Source organism: Streptomyces sp. MMS24-W38 (assembly GCF_059889265.1).
Map to the genome: position 1 here is coordinate 4,929,607 of NZ_JCBCPP010000001.1, position 16,284 is coordinate 4,945,890.

Annotated in this window: 15 protein-coding genes; 9 read left to right on the plus strand and 6 right to left on the minus strand. The window is 72.9% G+C overall.

What is annotated here, in order from left to right; translation table 11 throughout:
* Positions 1-61: 61 nt before the first annotated feature.
* A complete protein-coding gene (cobT, locus tag AC6F7H_RS21400) occupies positions 62-1,111 on the minus strand; it encodes a nicotinate-nucleotide--dimethylbenzimidazole phosphoribosyltransferase (RefSeq protein ID WP_500758534.1) in 1,050 nt (349 codons plus the stop codon).
* Positions 1,112-1,351: 240 nt separating this feature from the next.
* Here cobT and AC6F7H_RS21405 point away from each other — a divergent pair, with 240 nt between their 5' ends.
* The gene (locus tag AC6F7H_RS21405) at positions 1,352-2,470 is read left to right on the plus strand and encodes a class I SAM-dependent methyltransferase (RefSeq protein WP_500758535.1); all 1,119 of its coding nucleotides are present in this window, start codon (positions 1,352-1,354) and stop codon (positions 2,468-2,470) included.
* 13 nt (positions 2,471-2,483) lie between these two features.
* Here the strand turns inward: AC6F7H_RS21405 and AC6F7H_RS21410 are convergent, their stop codons facing one another.
* On the minus strand, positions 2,484-3,683 hold the full coding sequence (locus AC6F7H_RS21410) for a bifunctional adenosylcobinamide kinase/adenosylcobinamide-phosphate guanylyltransferase (protein WP_363043973.1): 1,200 nt from the start codon (positions 3,681-3,683) through the stop codon (positions 2,484-2,486).
* Between the two features lie 378 nt (positions 3,684-4,061).
* On the opposite strand from AC6F7H_RS21410, the gene AC6F7H_RS21415 reads away from it, so the two are divergent.
* Entirely contained in the window at positions 4,062-4,286 is a 225-nt protein-coding gene (locus AC6F7H_RS21415) for a hypothetical protein (protein WP_109377633.1), read from the plus strand.
* Positions 4,287-4,337: 51 nt separating this feature from the next.
* Here AC6F7H_RS21415 and AC6F7H_RS21420 read toward each other — a convergent pair whose 3' ends face one another.
* Together AC6F7H_RS21420 and AC6F7H_RS21425 are read right to left on the minus strand one after the other, a co-directional pair.
* A complete protein-coding gene (locus tag AC6F7H_RS21420) occupies positions 4,338-5,051 on the minus strand; it encodes a class I SAM-dependent methyltransferase (RefSeq protein WP_500758536.1) in 714 nt (237 codons plus the stop codon).
* 140 nt (positions 5,052-5,191) lie between these two features.
* Complete coding sequence (locus AC6F7H_RS21425; protein ID WP_500761985.1) at positions 5,192-5,827, minus strand: DUF3043 domain-containing protein; 636 nt, start codon at positions 5,825-5,827, stop codon at positions 5,192-5,194.
* Between the two features lie 255 nt (positions 5,828-6,082).
* On the opposite strand from AC6F7H_RS21425, the gene AC6F7H_RS21430 reads away from it, so the two are divergent.
* The 5 genes from AC6F7H_RS21430 to AC6F7H_RS21450 all read left to right on the plus strand — a co-directional run bounded on the left by AC6F7H_RS21430 (position 6,083) and on the right by AC6F7H_RS21450 (position 12,559).
* Complete coding sequence (locus AC6F7H_RS21430; RefSeq protein WP_500758537.1) at positions 6,083-6,880, plus strand: PspA/IM30 family protein; 798 nt, start codon at positions 6,083-6,085, stop codon at positions 6,878-6,880.
* 59 nt (positions 6,881-6,939) lie between these two features.
* Positions 6,940-7,221, plus strand: coding sequence for a PspA-associated protein PspAA (gene pspAA, locus AC6F7H_RS21435; RefSeq protein ID WP_500761987.1), 282 nt, complete (start codon positions 6,940-6,942; stop codon positions 7,219-7,221).
* A 91-nt stretch (positions 7,222-7,312) separates the two neighbouring features.
* Positions 7,313-8,551 carry a sensor histidine kinase gene (locus AC6F7H_RS21440; protein WP_500758538.1) on the plus strand — a complete coding sequence of 413 codons (1,239 nt, stop codon included), beginning with the start codon at positions 7,313-7,315 and terminating at the stop codon, positions 8,549-8,551.
* Positions 8,552-8,576: 25 nt separating this feature from the next.
* Positions 8,577-9,263 carry a response regulator gene (locus AC6F7H_RS21445; RefSeq protein ID WP_500758539.1) on the plus strand — a complete coding sequence of 229 codons (687 nt, stop codon included), beginning with the start codon at positions 8,577-8,579 and terminating at the stop codon, positions 9,261-9,263.
* Positions 9,264-9,442: 179 nt separating this feature from the next.
* A complete protein-coding gene (locus tag AC6F7H_RS21450; RefSeq protein WP_500758540.1) occupies positions 9,443-12,559 on the plus strand; it encodes an efflux RND transporter permease subunit in 3,117 nt (1,038 codons plus the stop codon).
* A 63-nt stretch (positions 12,560-12,622) separates the two neighbouring features.
* On the opposite strand, the gene AC6F7H_RS21455 is transcribed toward AC6F7H_RS21450, so the two are convergent.
* Together AC6F7H_RS21455 and AC6F7H_RS21460 are read right to left on the minus strand one after the other, a co-directional pair.
* Complete coding sequence (locus AC6F7H_RS21455) at positions 12,623-12,820, minus strand: DUF397 domain-containing protein (RefSeq protein ID WP_500758541.1); 198 nt, start codon at positions 12,818-12,820, stop codon at positions 12,623-12,625.
* Between the two features lie 58 nt (positions 12,821-12,878).
* On the minus strand, positions 12,879-14,291 hold the full coding sequence (locus AC6F7H_RS21460) for an amino acid permease (protein WP_500758542.1): 1,413 nt from the start codon (positions 14,289-14,291) through the stop codon (positions 12,879-12,881).
* 231 nt (positions 14,292-14,522) lie between these two features.
* Between AC6F7H_RS21460 and AC6F7H_RS21465 the strand changes: the two genes are divergently transcribed.
* The gene (locus tag AC6F7H_RS21465) at positions 14,523-15,113 is read left to right on the plus strand and encodes a TetR/AcrR family transcriptional regulator (protein ID WP_500758543.1); all 591 of its coding nucleotides are present in this window, start codon (positions 14,523-14,525) and stop codon (positions 15,111-15,113) included.
* A complete protein-coding gene (locus AC6F7H_RS21470) occupies positions 15,110-16,222 on the plus strand; it encodes a DMT family transporter (protein WP_500758544.1) in 1,113 nt (370 codons plus the stop codon). The genes AC6F7H_RS21465 and AC6F7H_RS21470 overlap by 4 nt, the downstream gene beginning before the upstream one ends.
* Positions 16,223-16,284 lie beyond the last annotated feature (62 nt).

Consider the following 16,284-nt stretch of genomic DNA (forward strand, 5'->3'; position numbering starts at 1 on the left):
AGCCGAGAGCCTGGGGGAGGGAAAGGGCGGCGGGGGCGAGGAAAAGGGCGGACGCCCTGGGTCACTCCGGCTTCTCCGGGAGCTCCGCCGCCAGCGCCGCCGCCGCCTGCACCAGGGGGAGGGCCAGCAGGCCCCCCGTGCCCTCGCCCACGGTGACACCGTGGGCGAGGAGCGGCTCCAGCGCCATCCGGTCCAGTGCCTTCGCCTGCCCCGGCTCCCCGCTGTCGTGCGCGGCCAGCCACCAGTCCGGCGCCCGGAACGCGATCCGCTGCCCCACCAGCGCGCACGCCGCCGTCACGACGCCGTCGAGCACGACCGGCATCTTCCGCACGGCGGCCTGCAGCAGGAAGCCCGTCATCGCGGTGAGATCGGCCCCGCCCACCGTCGCCAGCAGCTGCAACTGGTCGCCGAGCACGGGCCGGGCCCGTCGCAGCGCGTCGCGGATCGCCGCGCACTTGCGCATCCAGGCCAGGTCGTCGATGGCCAGCCCGCCGCGCCCGGTGACCACGGACGCGTCCGTCCCGCACAGCGCGCCCACCAGCACACCCGCCGCCGTGGTGCCGCCCACGCTCACATCGCCGAGCACCACCAGATCCGTACCGGAGTCGACCTCCTCGTCGGCCAGCGCGACCCCGGCCCGGAACGCCGCCTCGGCCTCCTCGAGGGTCAGCGCGTCCTCGATGTCGATGCGCCCGCCGCCGCGCCGCACCCTGTGCCGTACGACGTCCTCGGGCAGGGTCTCCGGATCGCAGTCCAGGGCCATGTCGACCACCCGCACCGGCACCCCGAGCCGCCGGGCCAGCACGGAGACCGGACGGCCGCCCTCCAGCACCTCGCGCACCAGCTCCCCGGCGCTGCCCGCGGCCCGCGCCGAGACGCCCAGTTCGGCGATCTTGTGGTCACCGGCGAAGAGGACGACCCGCGGCCGTTCGACCGGCCGCACCGGCACCGCGGACTGCGCGGCGGCCAGCCACTCGCCCAGTTCGTCGAGGCGGCCCAGCGACCCGGGCGGTACGACCCGGCGCTCGCGGTGCGCCTCCGCGTCACGGCGCACCCCGCCGTCCGGACGCTCGATCAGATCGGTGAAGTCGTCGAGATTAAGCGAGCTCATTCGCCGAACAGTACCGGCCCGGCTCGAACACCACGGAGTCCCAGGTCCCGTAGCCGATTTCCCGCCCGCCGGGTGACGCCACCCCGACGTCGTTACGCCTCGGACGGCCATCCGATCCGTAACGTTTTGCAGTGGAATGTCATCCGCACGTGCCGACGTTCCGCTCGCCCGCCCCTGCGTCCCCCTGCGTTCCCCTGCGTTCCCTGCCCCTCCGCCCGCCCGACCCACCGGGAGCCGCCCATGTCCGTGCCCGACGCACCCATCGCCTCCCCGTCGGCCGCCGTGCCTGGCGCCGACGTCGTTGTCGTACCTGCCCAGCAGGCCTCCGCGCGGGTGCACGAGCCGCGCCGCGCCGACTGCCCCTGGTGCGGCTCGGCACGGCTGCGCAACCGGCTGCGCACCGGCGACCTGCGGCGGCACCGGCCGGGCCGGTTCACCGTCGACGCGTGCCGGGACTGCGGACACACCTTCCAGAACCCCCGCCTCACCGCCGAGGGCCTCGCCTTCCACCGGCGGGTGCTGCGCGGTGCCCCCCGGGACGCCGTCACCGACGCCGTCCTCGCGCTGCGCGCCGCCCCGCGCCGCCGCCGTGCCACGGCCCGCACGATGCTGCGCTTCGGCGAACCGGAGAGCTGGCTGGACGTCGGCACCGGCCACGCCCGCTTCCCGGACACCGCACGGGAGTTGTTCCCGTACACCGCGTTCGACGGCACCGACCTCACCCCGCGAGTCGAACGTGCCCGCGTCCTCGGCCGGGTCGAGGAGGCCCACATCGGCCCGCTGACGTCCCCACGGCTGCGGGCCCGGGTGGCGGGTCGCTACGACGTGGTCAGCATGCTGCACCACCTCGAACACACCACCGACCCGAGGGCGGAACTCCACGCCGCCCTCGACGCCCTGCGCCCCGGCGGCCATCTGCTCATCGAGACCCTGGACCCCCGCAGCGCGTTCGCCGCCCTGTTCGGCCGGTGGTGGCTCTCCTACGACCAGCCCCGCCGACTGCACCTGCTCCCGCCGCGCAACCTCCGCGCCGAACTGGAGCGGCTCGGCTGCGAGATCGTCACCACCAGGTCCAAAGCCCCGTTCGGATCCGGCTCCGGGTACCGCGCGGTGCACGTTCCGTACGACCTGGCCGGTGCCACCGCGCTGGCCCTCTCCCACGCCCTGCCCGCCCCGGACGCCCCCTGGCGCGCCATCCCGCCGACCCCGTTCCAGCGGCATGCGCGCACCGTCCTGCTGCGCGCGGGTATCCCGGTGGTGGCCGCCGCGGCGCTCACGGACCTCGCGCTGGCCCCGCTGCTGCGGCACACCCCGTTCGCCAACGCGTACCGGATCATCGCGAGGAAGCCGACGGGCTGACCCGGCCCGCCGCTCACCCCTTCAGCACCAGCGCCTGCCCCGCCACCACCAGCAGTACCTGCTCGCACTCCTGCGCGAACGCCGCGTTCAGCCGCCCGAGTTCGTCCCGGTAACGGCGGCCGGACGCGGTGGCGGGCACGATGCCCGAGCCCACCTCGTTGGACACCGCGACCACGGTCCGCCGGGTCGCGCGCACCGCGTCCGTCAGCTCACGCACCCGTTCCCTGAGCGCCCGTTCCCCGCCGTCGGCCCACTGGGCGTCGTCCCACGCCCCGACGGAGTCCATCGCGTCCGTCAGCCACAGCGACAGACAGTCCACCAGCAGCGGCGGCCCGTCGTCCTCCAGCAGCGGCACCAGATCGCAGGTCTCGACGGTCCGCCACGACCCGGGCCGCCGCTCCTGATGGGCCGACACCCGGGCCGCCCACTCGGTGTCCCCGTTGCGGGACCCGCCGGTCGCCACGTACAGCACCTCCGGGAGCGTCTCCAGGCGGCGCTCGGCCTCCACCGACTTGCCCGACCGGGCCCCTCCCAGCACCAGCGTCCGCCGCGGCAGGTCGGGGACGTCCTCGTAGGCGCCCACCTCCAGCGTGGTCCCGTCCGGCACGGCGCGCGCCCCGGCCGCCGCGAGCCGACGGCGCGCCTCAGCACCGGGCGGCACGTCGTGGTCCAGGTGCACGGCGACGACGTCCGTCGTCGGCCCGACCGCGCCCACCGCCCGCAACCGCGCCAGCGCGTCCGGGCGCCCCACGACGTCCAGCAGCACCATGGCGTACGGTTCGGCCGGCTCCTCGAGACCGGCCGGCGCCGCGCCCGGCGGCAGGTACAGCAGCCGCTGCCCGTCCGGGCCGGTCACCGCGTACCCGGTGCCCGGCGAGTCCAGCGCCACCGCCCGCACCCTGTGGCCGGTCAGCAGCGCCAGCTCCCGCCCGTCCGGCACCCGGCCGGGCTGCGGCAGGCCGGCCGGCACCTCGACCGCGGGCCCGTCGTGCGGATGGGAGAGCAACACCTGGCGCACACCGCCGAGCGAGTGCCCCGCGCGGGCCGCCGCGAACGCCACGCCCGGCATGAGGTCGAGCAGCAGCGAGCCGTCCACCAGCAGCGAGGTCGCCGCGCGCGCGTGCGGGCCGGCGGCGGACGCGCAGGCGGCGCAGGGACAGTCGGGGCGGGGCAGCCCCGCCGGGGCACCGGTACCGAGCAGAGTGAGTTCCACGGACCCGATTTTCACCCGTCCCCACGGCTCCTGCGCGCCCGACCGGGCGGCCACCCCACATGATCCACCGCACAGACGCCATGTCCTGGCCCCAGGGCCTGCCCGGCGGATCACGCCGCAGACGCAGGGGCCGGCACGCCCTCCCCCGAGCTCTTCGAGCAGGGGGACCCCCAGCGGCGTTGTCGTCGGTCGCCATGGCTCCGCCATGGCTCCCTCCTCCGCCTTGCAGCTGCACGCACCGGCCCCCGCTCACCCGCGCTGACGGGGCGCCGCCGATTTACTGCGACCTGATCCGCCGGACAGGCCCTAGGCTCTTGCAGGAGCCGGACCAAGATCCGGCTCTTGTTGTGCAGTGTGCTGACACCCACGGAGGCGTACATGGCGGCATGGACGTGGCGGTTCGAGAAGGCCGACGGGACGCAGGTCGAGCCCGCGGTGCAACCGGAGGAGTTCACCACGCAGGGGGACGCCGAGTCCTGGATCGGGGAGAACTGGAAGGCCCTGCTGGAGGGTGGTGCCGACCAGGTGCGGCTGCTGGAGGACACCACGGAGATCTACGGGCCGATGAGCCTCCACGCGGACCAGGCGAGCACCGAGGCCTGAGGCCTGGATTCATGGGCGAGGGCCTTGGCCCTCGCCCACTCCGCGCCGGTGTCAGCCCCGTACGCCGCACAGGTGCAGCAGCGACGCCACCCCGCGGTAGGGGTCCGTCCGCCCGGCCCGCTCCTCGACCTCCAGGAGGGTCGCCAGGTCGTCCGGGACGCCGGGGGCGTGCGTGCCGCCGGCCGCCGTGTCCGTGAAGACCCGCACGCCGTACCAGGTGTGCAGCGGCGCCCCGAGCCCGGCGAGTGTCGCCGTCAGTTTCTCCAGCCGGTCGGCCCGTGTCCCGAGCCCCGACTCCTCGTCCATGTGGCAGGTCGCGTCGAACGCGGTCAGCGCGCCGGCCCAGTCGCCGCGCAGGCCGGACCGCATCGCGGGCGCGTCACCGTTGCGCACCAGCAGCGACAGCAGTCCACCGGGGGCGAGCATCCGGGCCAGCCCCGCCACCAGCGGGTCCGGCTCCGCCCCGTACATGAGCACGCCGTGGCAGAGCACCACGTCGAAGCTGCCCGGCAGGAAGTGCACACCGGTGTCCCGGCCGTCGCCCTCGACGACCCGCATCCGCTCCCGGATGCCCTCCGGCTCCCGGGCGAGCGCCGCACGTGCGGCGGCGAGCATCTCCGCGTCCCGCTCGAGGCCGGTCACCGAGTGACCGGCCCGCGCCAGCCGCAGCGCCTGTGAGCCCCGACCCATGCCGACGTCGAGCACGCGCAGCCGCCGCCCGACCGGGAACCGCCCCACTATCTGCTCGTCCAACTGACGGGCCACCAGCTCCAGCCGTACGACCTCCCGCAGGCCACCGGGCCCGTCCGGTCCGCCGGTCCCGACCGGCGCGGGTACCGCGGGCTGTGCCGGACCGGCCGCCGGGCTCGTCGAGGGCGCCTCGCCCTCGACGAACGGCAGGGTGCTCAGGGCTGCTCTCCGCGCTTGACCTGGGGCTTGGGCAGCCGCAGCCGGCGCATCTGGAGCGAACGCATCAGGGCGTAGGCGACGGCGCCGCGCCGGTTGGCATCGGGAAAGCGCTCGGCCAGCCGCTTCCTCAGCCGGAAGCCGGTCACGACGGAGTCGAGCACGATCGTCACGATCACGAGCAGCCACAGCAGCAGCGCGATGTTCTGCAGCTGGGGGACCCGGACCATGCTCAGCACCAGGATGACCACGGCCATCGGCAGGAAGTACTCCGCGATGTGGAACCGCGAGTCGACGAAGTCGCGCGCGAAGCGGCGCACCGGCCCCTTGTCACGGGCGGGCAGGTAACGCTCGTCGCCGCTGGCCAGCGCCTGGCGCTGACGCTCCATCGCGGCGCGGCGCTCGTCACGCTGCCGCTTGGCGGCCTCCTTGCGCGTCATCGACGTGTTGGCCACGCTGCGGCGCTGGGACTGGGCCACGCTGCGCTTGGGTGTGGGGCGGCCCTTGGGGGCCTCCGGGTGGCGGGTCTGCTTGGAGTCGGTCACCGCCGCCTTGTCGGCGAGGGCCTTCTCTTCCTTGGCACGGCTACGGAACACAAAACCCAAGGGTACGGGGTCCGCGGGGTTGGACCCCAGTCCCGGGGGGAACGATCCGGCAACACCAGTCGTCTGTAGAAGGACAGAGGGGGCGTTGCGCACCTCTTGGGGTGTGTTGTCCCGTCCGCCCCGGGGGTCACCTACTTCCTGGGCCGGAGCGGGCAGCCACTCAGTCGTCCTTGGGGATGAGAGCATCGGTCCCCGAACAGTGCGGTAATGGATGCAGGGCCCGTACTGTGGGTTCTGTCGCAGAGCTGTGAGCCGGAGTCCGTCAGAAGGGGGCGCGCGAAGCCCATGAGCGGTGTCATGAAGCGTATGGGGATGATCTTCCGCGCGAAGGCGAACAAGGCCCTTGACCGGGCCGAGGATCCGCGCGAGACCCTCGATTACTCGTACCAGAAGCAGCTGGAACTGCTCCAGAAGGTCCGGCGCGGTGTCGCCGACGTGGCGACCAGCCGCAAGCGCCTGGAGCTCCAGCTCAACCAGCTCCAGTCCCAGTCGGGCAAGCTGGAGGACCAGGGGCGCAAGGCGCTCGCGCTGGGCCGGGAGGACCTGGCCCGCGAGGCGCTCTCCCGCCGCGCCGCCCTCCAGCAGCAGGTGACCGATCTGGAGACGCAGCACGCCACGCTCCAGGGCGAGGAGGAGAAGCTCACCCTCGCGGCGCAGCGGCTCCAGGCCAAGGTCGACGCCTTCCGCACGAAGAAGGAGACCATCAAGGCCACGTACACGGCGGCGCAGGCGCAGACCCGGATCGGCGAGGCCTTCTCCGGCATCTCCGAGGAGATGGGCGACGTCGGGCTGGCGATCCAGCGCGCCGAGGACAAGACCGCCCAGCTCCAGGCGCGGGCCGGTGCCATCGACGAGCTGCTCGCCTCCGGCGCCCTGGACGACCAGTCCGGCATGCACAAGGACGACATCCAGGCCGAGCTGGACCGGCTCTCGGGTGGTACGGACGTGGAACTGGAGCTGCAGCGCATGAAGGCCGAGCTGGCGGGAGGCCCCTCCGCCGCGCAGCAGGCCATCGAAGGCGGCAGCGAGCAGTCCCGGGCCCAGCAGCAGCCGCAGGACACCCCGCGGTTCGACAAGCAGTGACCGCCGCACGGGAAGCCGTGCCGACGACCGAGGTCCTCGCCGGGACCCAGGAGGCCGACATGATCGTACGGATCATGGGGGAGGGGCAGGTGGCTCTGGCCGAGAGCCACCTCGCCGAGTTGAACAAACTGGACGAGGAACTCCTCACCGAGATGGAGACCGGTGACGGCCCCGGTTTCCGCCGCACCCTCACCGCCCTGCTGTCCAGGGTCCACGAGCTCGGCGAACCGCTGCCGGACGACGCGCTGGAACCCTCCGACCTCATCCTGCCCTCCCCGGACGCCACCATCGAGGAGGTCCGGGAGCTGCTCAGCGACGAGGGACTGATCCCGGGCCCGTGACACCCGGGCCTGCCGGGTCTTCCACGGGTCCACGACCGGCCCGCGCACCGGATGTCACGGCGGCGCCGGGGACGCCGTACGGTGAACGGTCGTGAGCACCATCCAGCGAGCCCGGTGCCGGCTGCGCGCACATCCCTTCGCCCTGGACGCCGCCCTGGCCGCGGGCGTCCTGGTGTGCATGGTGGCAGGATCCTTCGTGGACCCGCACGGCCCGCACGGCGTCACCTGGGAGCTGAGCACCCCCGACCCGCTCAGCCTGGCCCTCATGGCCCTCGGCGCCGCCGCGCTGGTCCTCCGGCGCCGGGCCCCCCGCGCGGTCCTCGCCCTCACCGGCGCCGCCTCCGTGGTCGAGTCCGTCACCGGCGACCCCCGAGCCCCCGTCGCGATGTGCGTGGTCGTCGCGCTCTACACCGTCGCCTCCACCACCGACCGCCCCACCACCTGGCGGGTCGGCCTGCTCACCATGACCGTCCTCACCGGCACCGCCATGATCGCCGGCCCGCTGCCGTGGTACGCCCAGGAGAACCTGGGGCTCCTCGCCTGGACCGGGATCGGCGCCACCGCCGGGGACGCCGTCCGCAGCCGCCGCGCCTTCGTCCAGGCCATCCGGGAACGCGCCGAGCGGGCCGAACGCACCCGTGAGGAGGAGGCCCGCCGCCGCGTCGCCGAGGAACGCCTGCGCATCGCCCGCGACCTGCACGACGTGGTCGCCCACCACATCGCCCTGGTCAACGTCCAGGCCGGGGTCGCCGCCCATGTCATGGACAAGCGGCCCGACCAGGCCAAGGAGGCCCTCGCCCACGTACGGGAGGCCAGCCGCTCGGCGCTGGGCGAACTGCGCGCCACCGTCGGCCTGTTGCGTCAGTCCGACGACCCCGAGGCACCCACCGAGCCCACCTCCGGCCTGGACCGCCTCGACGAACTCGCCGGTACCTTCCGCAGCGCCGGCCTGCGGGTCCTGGTCGCCCGCGAGGACCAGGGCCCCGCGCTGCCCGCCGCCGTCGACCTGGCCGCCTACCGGGTCATCCAGGAGGCCCTCACCAACGTCCAGAAACACGCCGGCAGCGAAGCGAACGCGGAGGTCAGCGTCGTCAGGGTGGGCCCCCACATCGAGATCACCGTCCTCGACGACGGCCCCGGCGCCGACGGCCACGGTGACGGCAGGCAGGGCACCGGTCACGGCGGCGGGCACGGCCTGCTCGGCATGCGGGAACGCGTCACCGCCCTGCGCGGCACCCTCACCACCGGCCCCCGCTTCGGCGGCGGGTTCCGCGTCCATGCGATCCTGCCCGTCGAGCCCCGCACGTCCACAGCCCAGGACGGCCCGTGACCAGCACCCCCCGGGGGGAACCCGTATGACGATCCGCGTCCTGCTCGCCGACGACCAGGCGCTGCTGCGCAGCGCGTTCCGCGTGCTCGTCGACTCCGAGCCGGACATGGAGGTGGTGGGCGAGGCGTCCGACGGCGCCGAGGCGGTCCGCCTCGCCCGTGAACAGTGCGCCGACGTGGTCCTCATGGACATCCGGATGCCCGGCACCGACGGCCTCGCGGCCACCCGCCTGATCAGCGCCGACCCCGAGCTCGACGGGGTCCGCGTGGTCATACTGACGACCTTCGAGGTCGACGACTACGTGGTGCGGTCACTGCGGGCCGGCGCCTCCGGCTTCCTCGGCAAGGGTTCCGAACCCGGAGAACTGCTGAACGCCATCCGGATCGCCGCCGAGGGGGAGGCACTGCTGTCCCCGGCCGCCACCAAAGGCCTGATCGCCCGCTTCCTCGCCCAGGAGGGCACCGCCGACGACGCCGACCGCGACCCGGCCCGCGCGCAGCGGCTCGACTCGCTGACCGTGCGGGAACGCGAAGTGCTGGTCCTGGTCGCCGGCGGCCACTCGAACGACGAGATCGCCGAACGCCTGGAGGTCAGCCCGCTGACCGTGAAGACCCACGTCAACCGGGCCATGGCCAAGCTCGGCGCCCGCGACCGGGCCCAGCTGGTGGTGACCGCCTACGAGTCGGGGCTGGTCCGTCCGAGGGTGGAGTGAACGCCGCCACGCGTACTGCGGCGGGAGTAGCCGCCGTTCGAGGAACAGGACCTCGGGCCTACGGATCGGCCCTCGCCGATGCCCCAGTGTGGAGAACGGACGCCCCTCCGCGCCCGCCCCTGCCCCCTCCGGGTACGTCCCGTACCCCTGACCGCTCACAGAAGAGAGACCCGTAACCCATGTCCTGGCTGGCCAGATTCAGCCTCGCACAACGGGCGCTGATCGGACTGATGTCGATCATCGCGCTCGTGTTCGGGGCGATCGCGATCCCTCAGCTCAAGCAGCAACTGCTGCCCACCATCGAACTGCCCATGGTCTCCGTGGTGGCCCCGTACCAGGGCGCGTCCCCCGACGTGGTGGAGAAGCAGGTCGTCGAGCCCATCGAGGCCAACCTGGAGGCCGTCGACGGCATCTCCGGCGTCACCTCGAAGGCCAGCGAGGGCAACGCCGTGATCATGGCGTCCTTCGACTTCGGCAACGACACCGAGCAGCTCGTCGCCGACGTCCAGCAGGCCGTCAACCGGGCCCGCGCGATGCTGCCCGACACCGTGGACCCGCAGGTCGTCGCCGGTTCCACCGACGACATGCCGACCGTGGTCCTCGCCGTCACCTCCGACAAGGACCAGCAGGCCCTCGCCGACCAGCTCGACCGGACCGTGGTGCCCGCGCTGAAGGACATCGACGGTGTCGGTCAGGTCATGGTGGACGGCGTACGGGACCTCCAGGTCACCGTCACCCCCGACGACGCGAAGCTGGCCAAGGCCGGTCTCACGCCCCAGGCACTGCTCCAGGCCCTGCAGGCGGGCGGCGCGACCGTCCCGGCCGGCTCCTTCGACGAGGACGGCGCCAACCGCACCGTCCAGGTGGGCGGCGGCTACACCTCGATCCAGCAGATCGAGGACCTGATGGTCACCGGCGAGTCCGGCAAGGGCAAGCCGGTCCGCCTCGGTTCGGTGGCCGACGTAGAACAGCAGGAGGCCACGGCCAACTCCCTCACCCGCACCAACGGCAGCCCCAGCCTCGCCGTGGTGGTCACCATGGACCACGACGGCAGCGCGGTCACCATCTCGAACGCCGTCGAGGACCTGCTGCCCGGCCTGCGCGAGGACCTCGGCTCGGGCGCCGAGCTCACCGTCGTCAGCGACCAGGGCCCGGCGGTGTCCCAGGCCATCGAGGGTCTGACCACCGAGGGCGCGCTCGGCCTCGTCTTCGCGGTCCTGGTGATCCTGGTCTTCCTCGCGTCGATCCGCTCGACGCTGGTCACCGCGGTCTCCATCCCGCTCTCCGTGGTCCTCGCCCTGATCGTGCTGTGGACGCGCGACCTGTCGCTGAACATGCTGACCCTGGGCGCGCTGACCATCGCGATCGGCCGGGTCGTGGACGACTCCATCGTCGTCCTGGAGAACATCAAGCGGCACCTCGGCTACGGCGAGGAGCGCCACGAGGCGATCATGAAGGCGGTGCGGGAGGTGGCCGGCGCGGTGACCTCCGCGACGCTCACCACCGTCGCCGTCTTCCTGCCGATCGGCCTGGTCGGCGGCATGGTCGGTGAGCTGTTCGGCTCCTTCAGCCTCACCGTCACCGCCGCGCTGCTGGCGTCCCTGCTGGTGTCGCTGACGGTCGTCCCCGTCCTGTCGTACTGGTTCCTGCGGCCCCCGAAGGGCACCCCCGAGGACGCCGAGGAGGCCCGTCGGCTGGCCGAGGAGAAGGAGGCGAGGAGCCGCCTCCAGCGCGGCTACATCTCCGTGCTGCGCTTCGCCACCCGGCGCAGGCTGGCCAGTCTGGCCATCGCGGTCGTCGTCCTGATCGCCACGCTCGGCATGACGCCGCTGCTCAAGACCAACTTCTTCGACCAGGGCGAGCAGAAGGTCCTCACCCTCCGTCAGGAGCTGGAGCCGGGCACCAGCCTCGCGGCCACCGACGCCCAGGCCGAGAAGGTCGAGAAGCTGCTCGGCGAGACCGAGGGCATCAAGGACCACCAGGTCACGATCGGCTCGTCCGGCTTCATGGCGGCCTTCGGCGGCGGTACGGACACCAACCAGGCGACGTACCAGGTGATGCTGGAGGACTCGGCCTCCCACGAGGACGTGCGGGACAGCATCGAGAAGGGCCTCGCCGACCTCGACGGCATCGGCACCACCACCGTCGCGGCCGGCGACGGCTTCGGCAACCAGAACCTGAGCGTCGTCGTCAAGGCGGCCGACCCGCAGGTGCTGCGCAAGGCGGCCGACCAGGTGCAGAAGGCCGTGGCCTCCCTGGACGACGTCACCGACGTCACCAGCGACCTGTCGCAGAGCGTGCCGCGCATCTCGGTCAAGGCCGACTCCCGTGCCGCCGCGGCCGGTTTCGACGACCGGACGCTCGGCGCGGCCGTTACCCAGGCGGTACGGGGCACCCCGGCCGCCAAGGTGGTGCTGGACGACACCGAACGGAACGTCGTCATCCGCTCGGACCGGCCGGCCACGACCCTGGCCGAGCTGAAGAAGCTGCCGCTCGGCCCGGTGAAGCTGGGTGACATCGCCACCGTCGAGCTGGTGGACGGCCCGGTGTCCATGACCCGGATCGACGGCCAGCGCTCGGCCACCGTCACCGCCCGGCCGACCGGCGACAACACCGGCGCGGTCAGCGCAAAACTCCAGGCCGAGATCAACGCGCTGAAGCTCCCGGCGGGCGCGACGGCCGAGATCGGCGGCGTGACCGCCGACCAGGACGAGGCCTTCGGCAACCTGCTCCTGGCGATGCTGGCCGCGATCGCGATCGTCTTCATGCTGCTGGTCGGCACCTTCCGGTCGCTCGCCCAGCCGCTGATCCTGCTGGTGTCCATCCCGTTCGCGGCGACCGGCGCGCTCGGCCTGCTGCTCGTCACCGGCACCCCGATGGGCGTCCCGGCGATGATCGGCATGCTGATGCTGATCGGCATCGTGGTGACCAACGCGATCGTGCTGATCGACCTGATCAACCAGTACCGCGACCGCGGCTACGGCGTCGTCGAGGCCGTGCTGGAGGGCGGCCGTCACCGGCTGCGCCCGATCCTGATGACGGCCCTGGCGACGATCTTCGCCCTGCTCCCGATGGCGCTCGGCGTCACCGGCGAGGGCGGCTTCATCGCCCAGCCGCTCGCGGTGGTGGTGATCGGCGGCCTGATCACGTCGACCCTGCTCACCCTGCTCCTGGTCCCGACCCTCTACGCGACGCTGGAACTCCGCAAGGAGCGCCGGGCGAAGAAGCGCGCGGCGAAGAAGGGTGTGCCCGCGCAGCCGGAGGTTTCGGAGGAGCCGGAGCCGGCCCAGGTCTGACGCCCGTCCGCACGCCGAAGGGGCGCCCCGTGAACTCACGGAGCGCCCCTTCCCCATGCGTGCCTACGCCTTGAGCGAGTCGACGAAGACGTCCCGGGCGGCGGCCGGGACGACCATGACGGGGCCGTCGGGGGTCTTGCCGTCGTGGACGGGGGCGCGGGCGCACTCCGGATCGCGGCGAGTCGCGGTGCCCGCTTGCTGGAGCCGTGCACGGGGCGGCCCGCGCCGCCGTCGCTCCGCGGCCGGAGAGCACCGCGGCATCGACGGCCGCGCGCTCCCGCCCCGCTGATGCCCGGCGCCCGCCCCGCCGGCGCCTGGCCTAACGCTTGGCCAGCTCCGAGCGCTTGTACGAGTACCCGAAGTAGATCCCGCACCCGATCAGGAACCACACGACGAACCGCACCCAGGTCTGCCACTGCAGGAACGTGATCAGCCAGAGGGAGAAGACCACACCCAGCGCCGGCACGAACGGCATCCACGGTGTACGGAAGCCGCGCGGCAGGTCCGGCTGCCGGTAGCGCAGCACGATCACCGCCGTGCACACCACCACGAACGCCAGCAGGATGCCGATGTTGGTCAGTTCGGCCGCCTCCGCGATCGGCAGGAAGCCGGCGATGCCGGCCGACGCCACCCCGACGATCCACGTCACGCGCGTCGGCACGTGCCGCGTGGGGTGCGTCTTCGCGAACCACTTGGGCAGCAGCCCGTCCCGGGACATGGAGAACCACACCCGGGTCACACCCAGCATGAACGTGAACATCACGGTGAGGATGCCGATGATCGCGCCCACCGCGATCACGTCCGCCAGCCGGTTCAGCCCCACCGACTGGAAGGCGGACGAGAAGCCGCTCTCCTTGTTGATGTCCTTGTAGTTCTGCATACCGGTCAGCACCAGACAGGCCGCCGCGTACAGCACCATCGCGATCGCCAGCGAGTAGATGATCGCCTTCGGCATGTGCCGCCGCGCGTCCCTGGACTCCTCGGCCGCCGTCGACATCGCGTCGTAGCCGAAGACCGCGAAGAACACGGTCGCCGCACCGGTGAACGCCCCGCTGATCCCGTAGGGGAAGAACGGGTGGTAGTTGGCGGTGTTGATGTGGAAGACACCGACCCCGATCACCACCAGCACGACCACCACCTTCAGCCCCACCACGATCGTCTCGAAGCGGGCCGCGCTGCGGATGCCGAGGTTCAGCAGCCAGGCGATGAGCAGGCACAGGATCGCCGCGAACAGATCCACCTTGTGCCCGGCACCGGTGCCGGGCGCGCCCAGCATCCAGGCGGGCAGACGCGCGCCCATGTCCTCGACCAGGAAGCTGAAGTAGCCGGAGATGCCGATCGCGACCACCGCCACGATCGCCGTGTACTCGAGCAGCAGGTCCCAGCCGATGAACCAGCCGGCGAACTCGCCGAGCACCGCGTAGCCGTAGGTGTAGGCCGAACCCGCCTTCGGGATCAGGCCCGCGAACTCGGCGTACGACAGGGCCGCCGCCGCGCTGGCCAAGCCCGCGATGAGGAAGGACACCAGCACCGCGGGGCCCGCCGTGCCGTTGGCCACCGTGCCGGCGAGGGTGAAGATGCCCGCGCCGATGATGCCGCCCACACCGATCGCGGTCAGCTGCCACAGCCCCAGCGACCGCTCCAGCCGCGGTCCCTCGCCGGCTTCCGTCTCCTCGATGTGTTCGATGGGTTTACGGCGCAGGATGCCCTCGCCCGACCGGAGTCCGGCCATGTGCCTCACCTCTTCGCCCCGGCAACGGCTTGACGGCGGATGACGCCGACGCGGTGCTGCCGGTCCGGACCCTGCCCACGGCACCGCCTTCACCGGCCATCGTGCCGCCTTCACCGGGCGCTCGCGACCGAGCCGATGGTCAGGCGGCGGGCCTGCTCGGCTTCCGTGATTCCCGCCCCTCGACTTATTCTGGGTAGACCTACCTACCTAGTTCGGGTTGTGGTGAGCGACGTGGGCACAGCAGGGAGCGGACGGCGGCGTCCCGCCCGGGAACGGCTCCTGGAGGCGGCGGGCCGCCGCTTCTACGCCGATGGTGTGGTCGCGACCGGTATCGACGCGATCACCGCCGAGGCTGGCGTGGCGAAGATGAGCCTCTACAACAACTTCGCCTCCAAGGCCGACCTCGTAAGGGCCTACCTGGACGCCCGGCACGAGGAGTGGTTCGGCCTCTATCGAGCCCGGTTGGAGCAGGCCGAGGGGCCGTGCGAGGGGGTGCTGGCCGTCTTCGACGCATATGCCGATCACGCGGCCTTCGCCTATGAGCACGGCTTCCGCGGCTGCGGCCTGCTCAACGCCGCGGCCGAGCTCCCGGTCGGGGACGAGGGCCGGGCTGTCGTCCGCGCGCACAAGGAGGAGGTCGAGCGCCTGATCGTCGGCCACCTGGAGCAGTTGCTGCCCGACCGGTCCGACGAGGCCCGGGCGATGGCCGAGCACCTGTCCTTCCTCCTGGAGGGGGCGATGGCGCGGGCCGGCCTGGAGGGGGACGGCGAGCGGGTCCGGCACGCCCGCTCGATGGCCGCCGCCCTGCTGGACCGGCTGTGAGCCGCGTCGACCGCGGCCGGTCCGCGGGCATCGGGGCCCTGTGCGTGCTCGCCGCCTCCGTGCTGTGGGGGACGACGGGCACGGCCGCCACCTTCGCCCCCGGCGTGGGCCCGCTCGCGATCGGCGCCGTCGCGATGGGCCTCGGCGGACTGCTCCAGGCCCTTCTCGCCGCTCCGCAGATCGCCCGGCAGGCAGCCCGGCTGCGCGACCGGCGCGGCACGGTCCTGCTCGGCGCCGTCTCGGTGGCGTTCTATCCCCTGGCGTTCTACAGCTCCATGCGCCTGGCCGGAGTCGCCGTCGGCACCGTCGTGTCCCTCGGCACCGCGCCACTGGCCTCGGCCGTGATCGAGCGTGTCGTGGACGGCCGCCGGCTCACCCGCCGCTGGACGCTCGCGGCCACCCTCGGCCTGCTCGGCACCGTCCTGCTCTGTGTCGCCGAAGCCGCCCGCGCCGCCGACGGCACGGGGCGGACGTCCGTGGCGACCACCCTGCTCGGCATCGCCCTCGGCCTCGTCGCCGCCGCGACCTACGCCCTCTACTCCTGGGCCGCGCACCGGCTCATCACCCGCGAGATCTCCTCCCGGGCGGCGATGGGCACCGTCTTCGGGATCGGCGGACTGCTCCTCCTGCCCGTCCTGCTGGCCACCGGCGCCCCGCTCGTCGCCTCCTGGACCAACGCCGCCGTCGGCACCTACATGGCGATCGTCCCCATGTTCGCCGGGTACGTCCTGTTCGGCCGGGGGCTCACCCACGTGCCCGCCAGCACCGCCACCACCCTGTCGTTGCTCGAACCGGCCGTCGCGGCCGTCCTCGCCGTCCTCGTCGTCGGCGAACGCCTCCCCGCCACCGGCTGGACGGGCGTCGCCCTCGTCATCGCCTGCCTCGCCGTCCTCACCACCCCCTCCCGCCGCCGCTCACGCGGACAGTCGCGAAACACCGCGGGCCACGACGGCGGGGGAGGCCCGGAAGGGACGCAGGTCCCGGTCGGGGTCGCTGTCCTCGAGGTGGCCGATGCGGCCGATGCAGCCCTCGCGAAAGCGCCGTGGCGTCGCCGCCGGACCGGCGGCGACGCCGAACGCCTCGCAGGGCGCCGGGGGGGACCAGGGTGAAAGTCCCGGCACGGCGCGGTGAAGCAGGAAGCCCCGGGAAGTGTCGGCAGACCCGGGCCGGT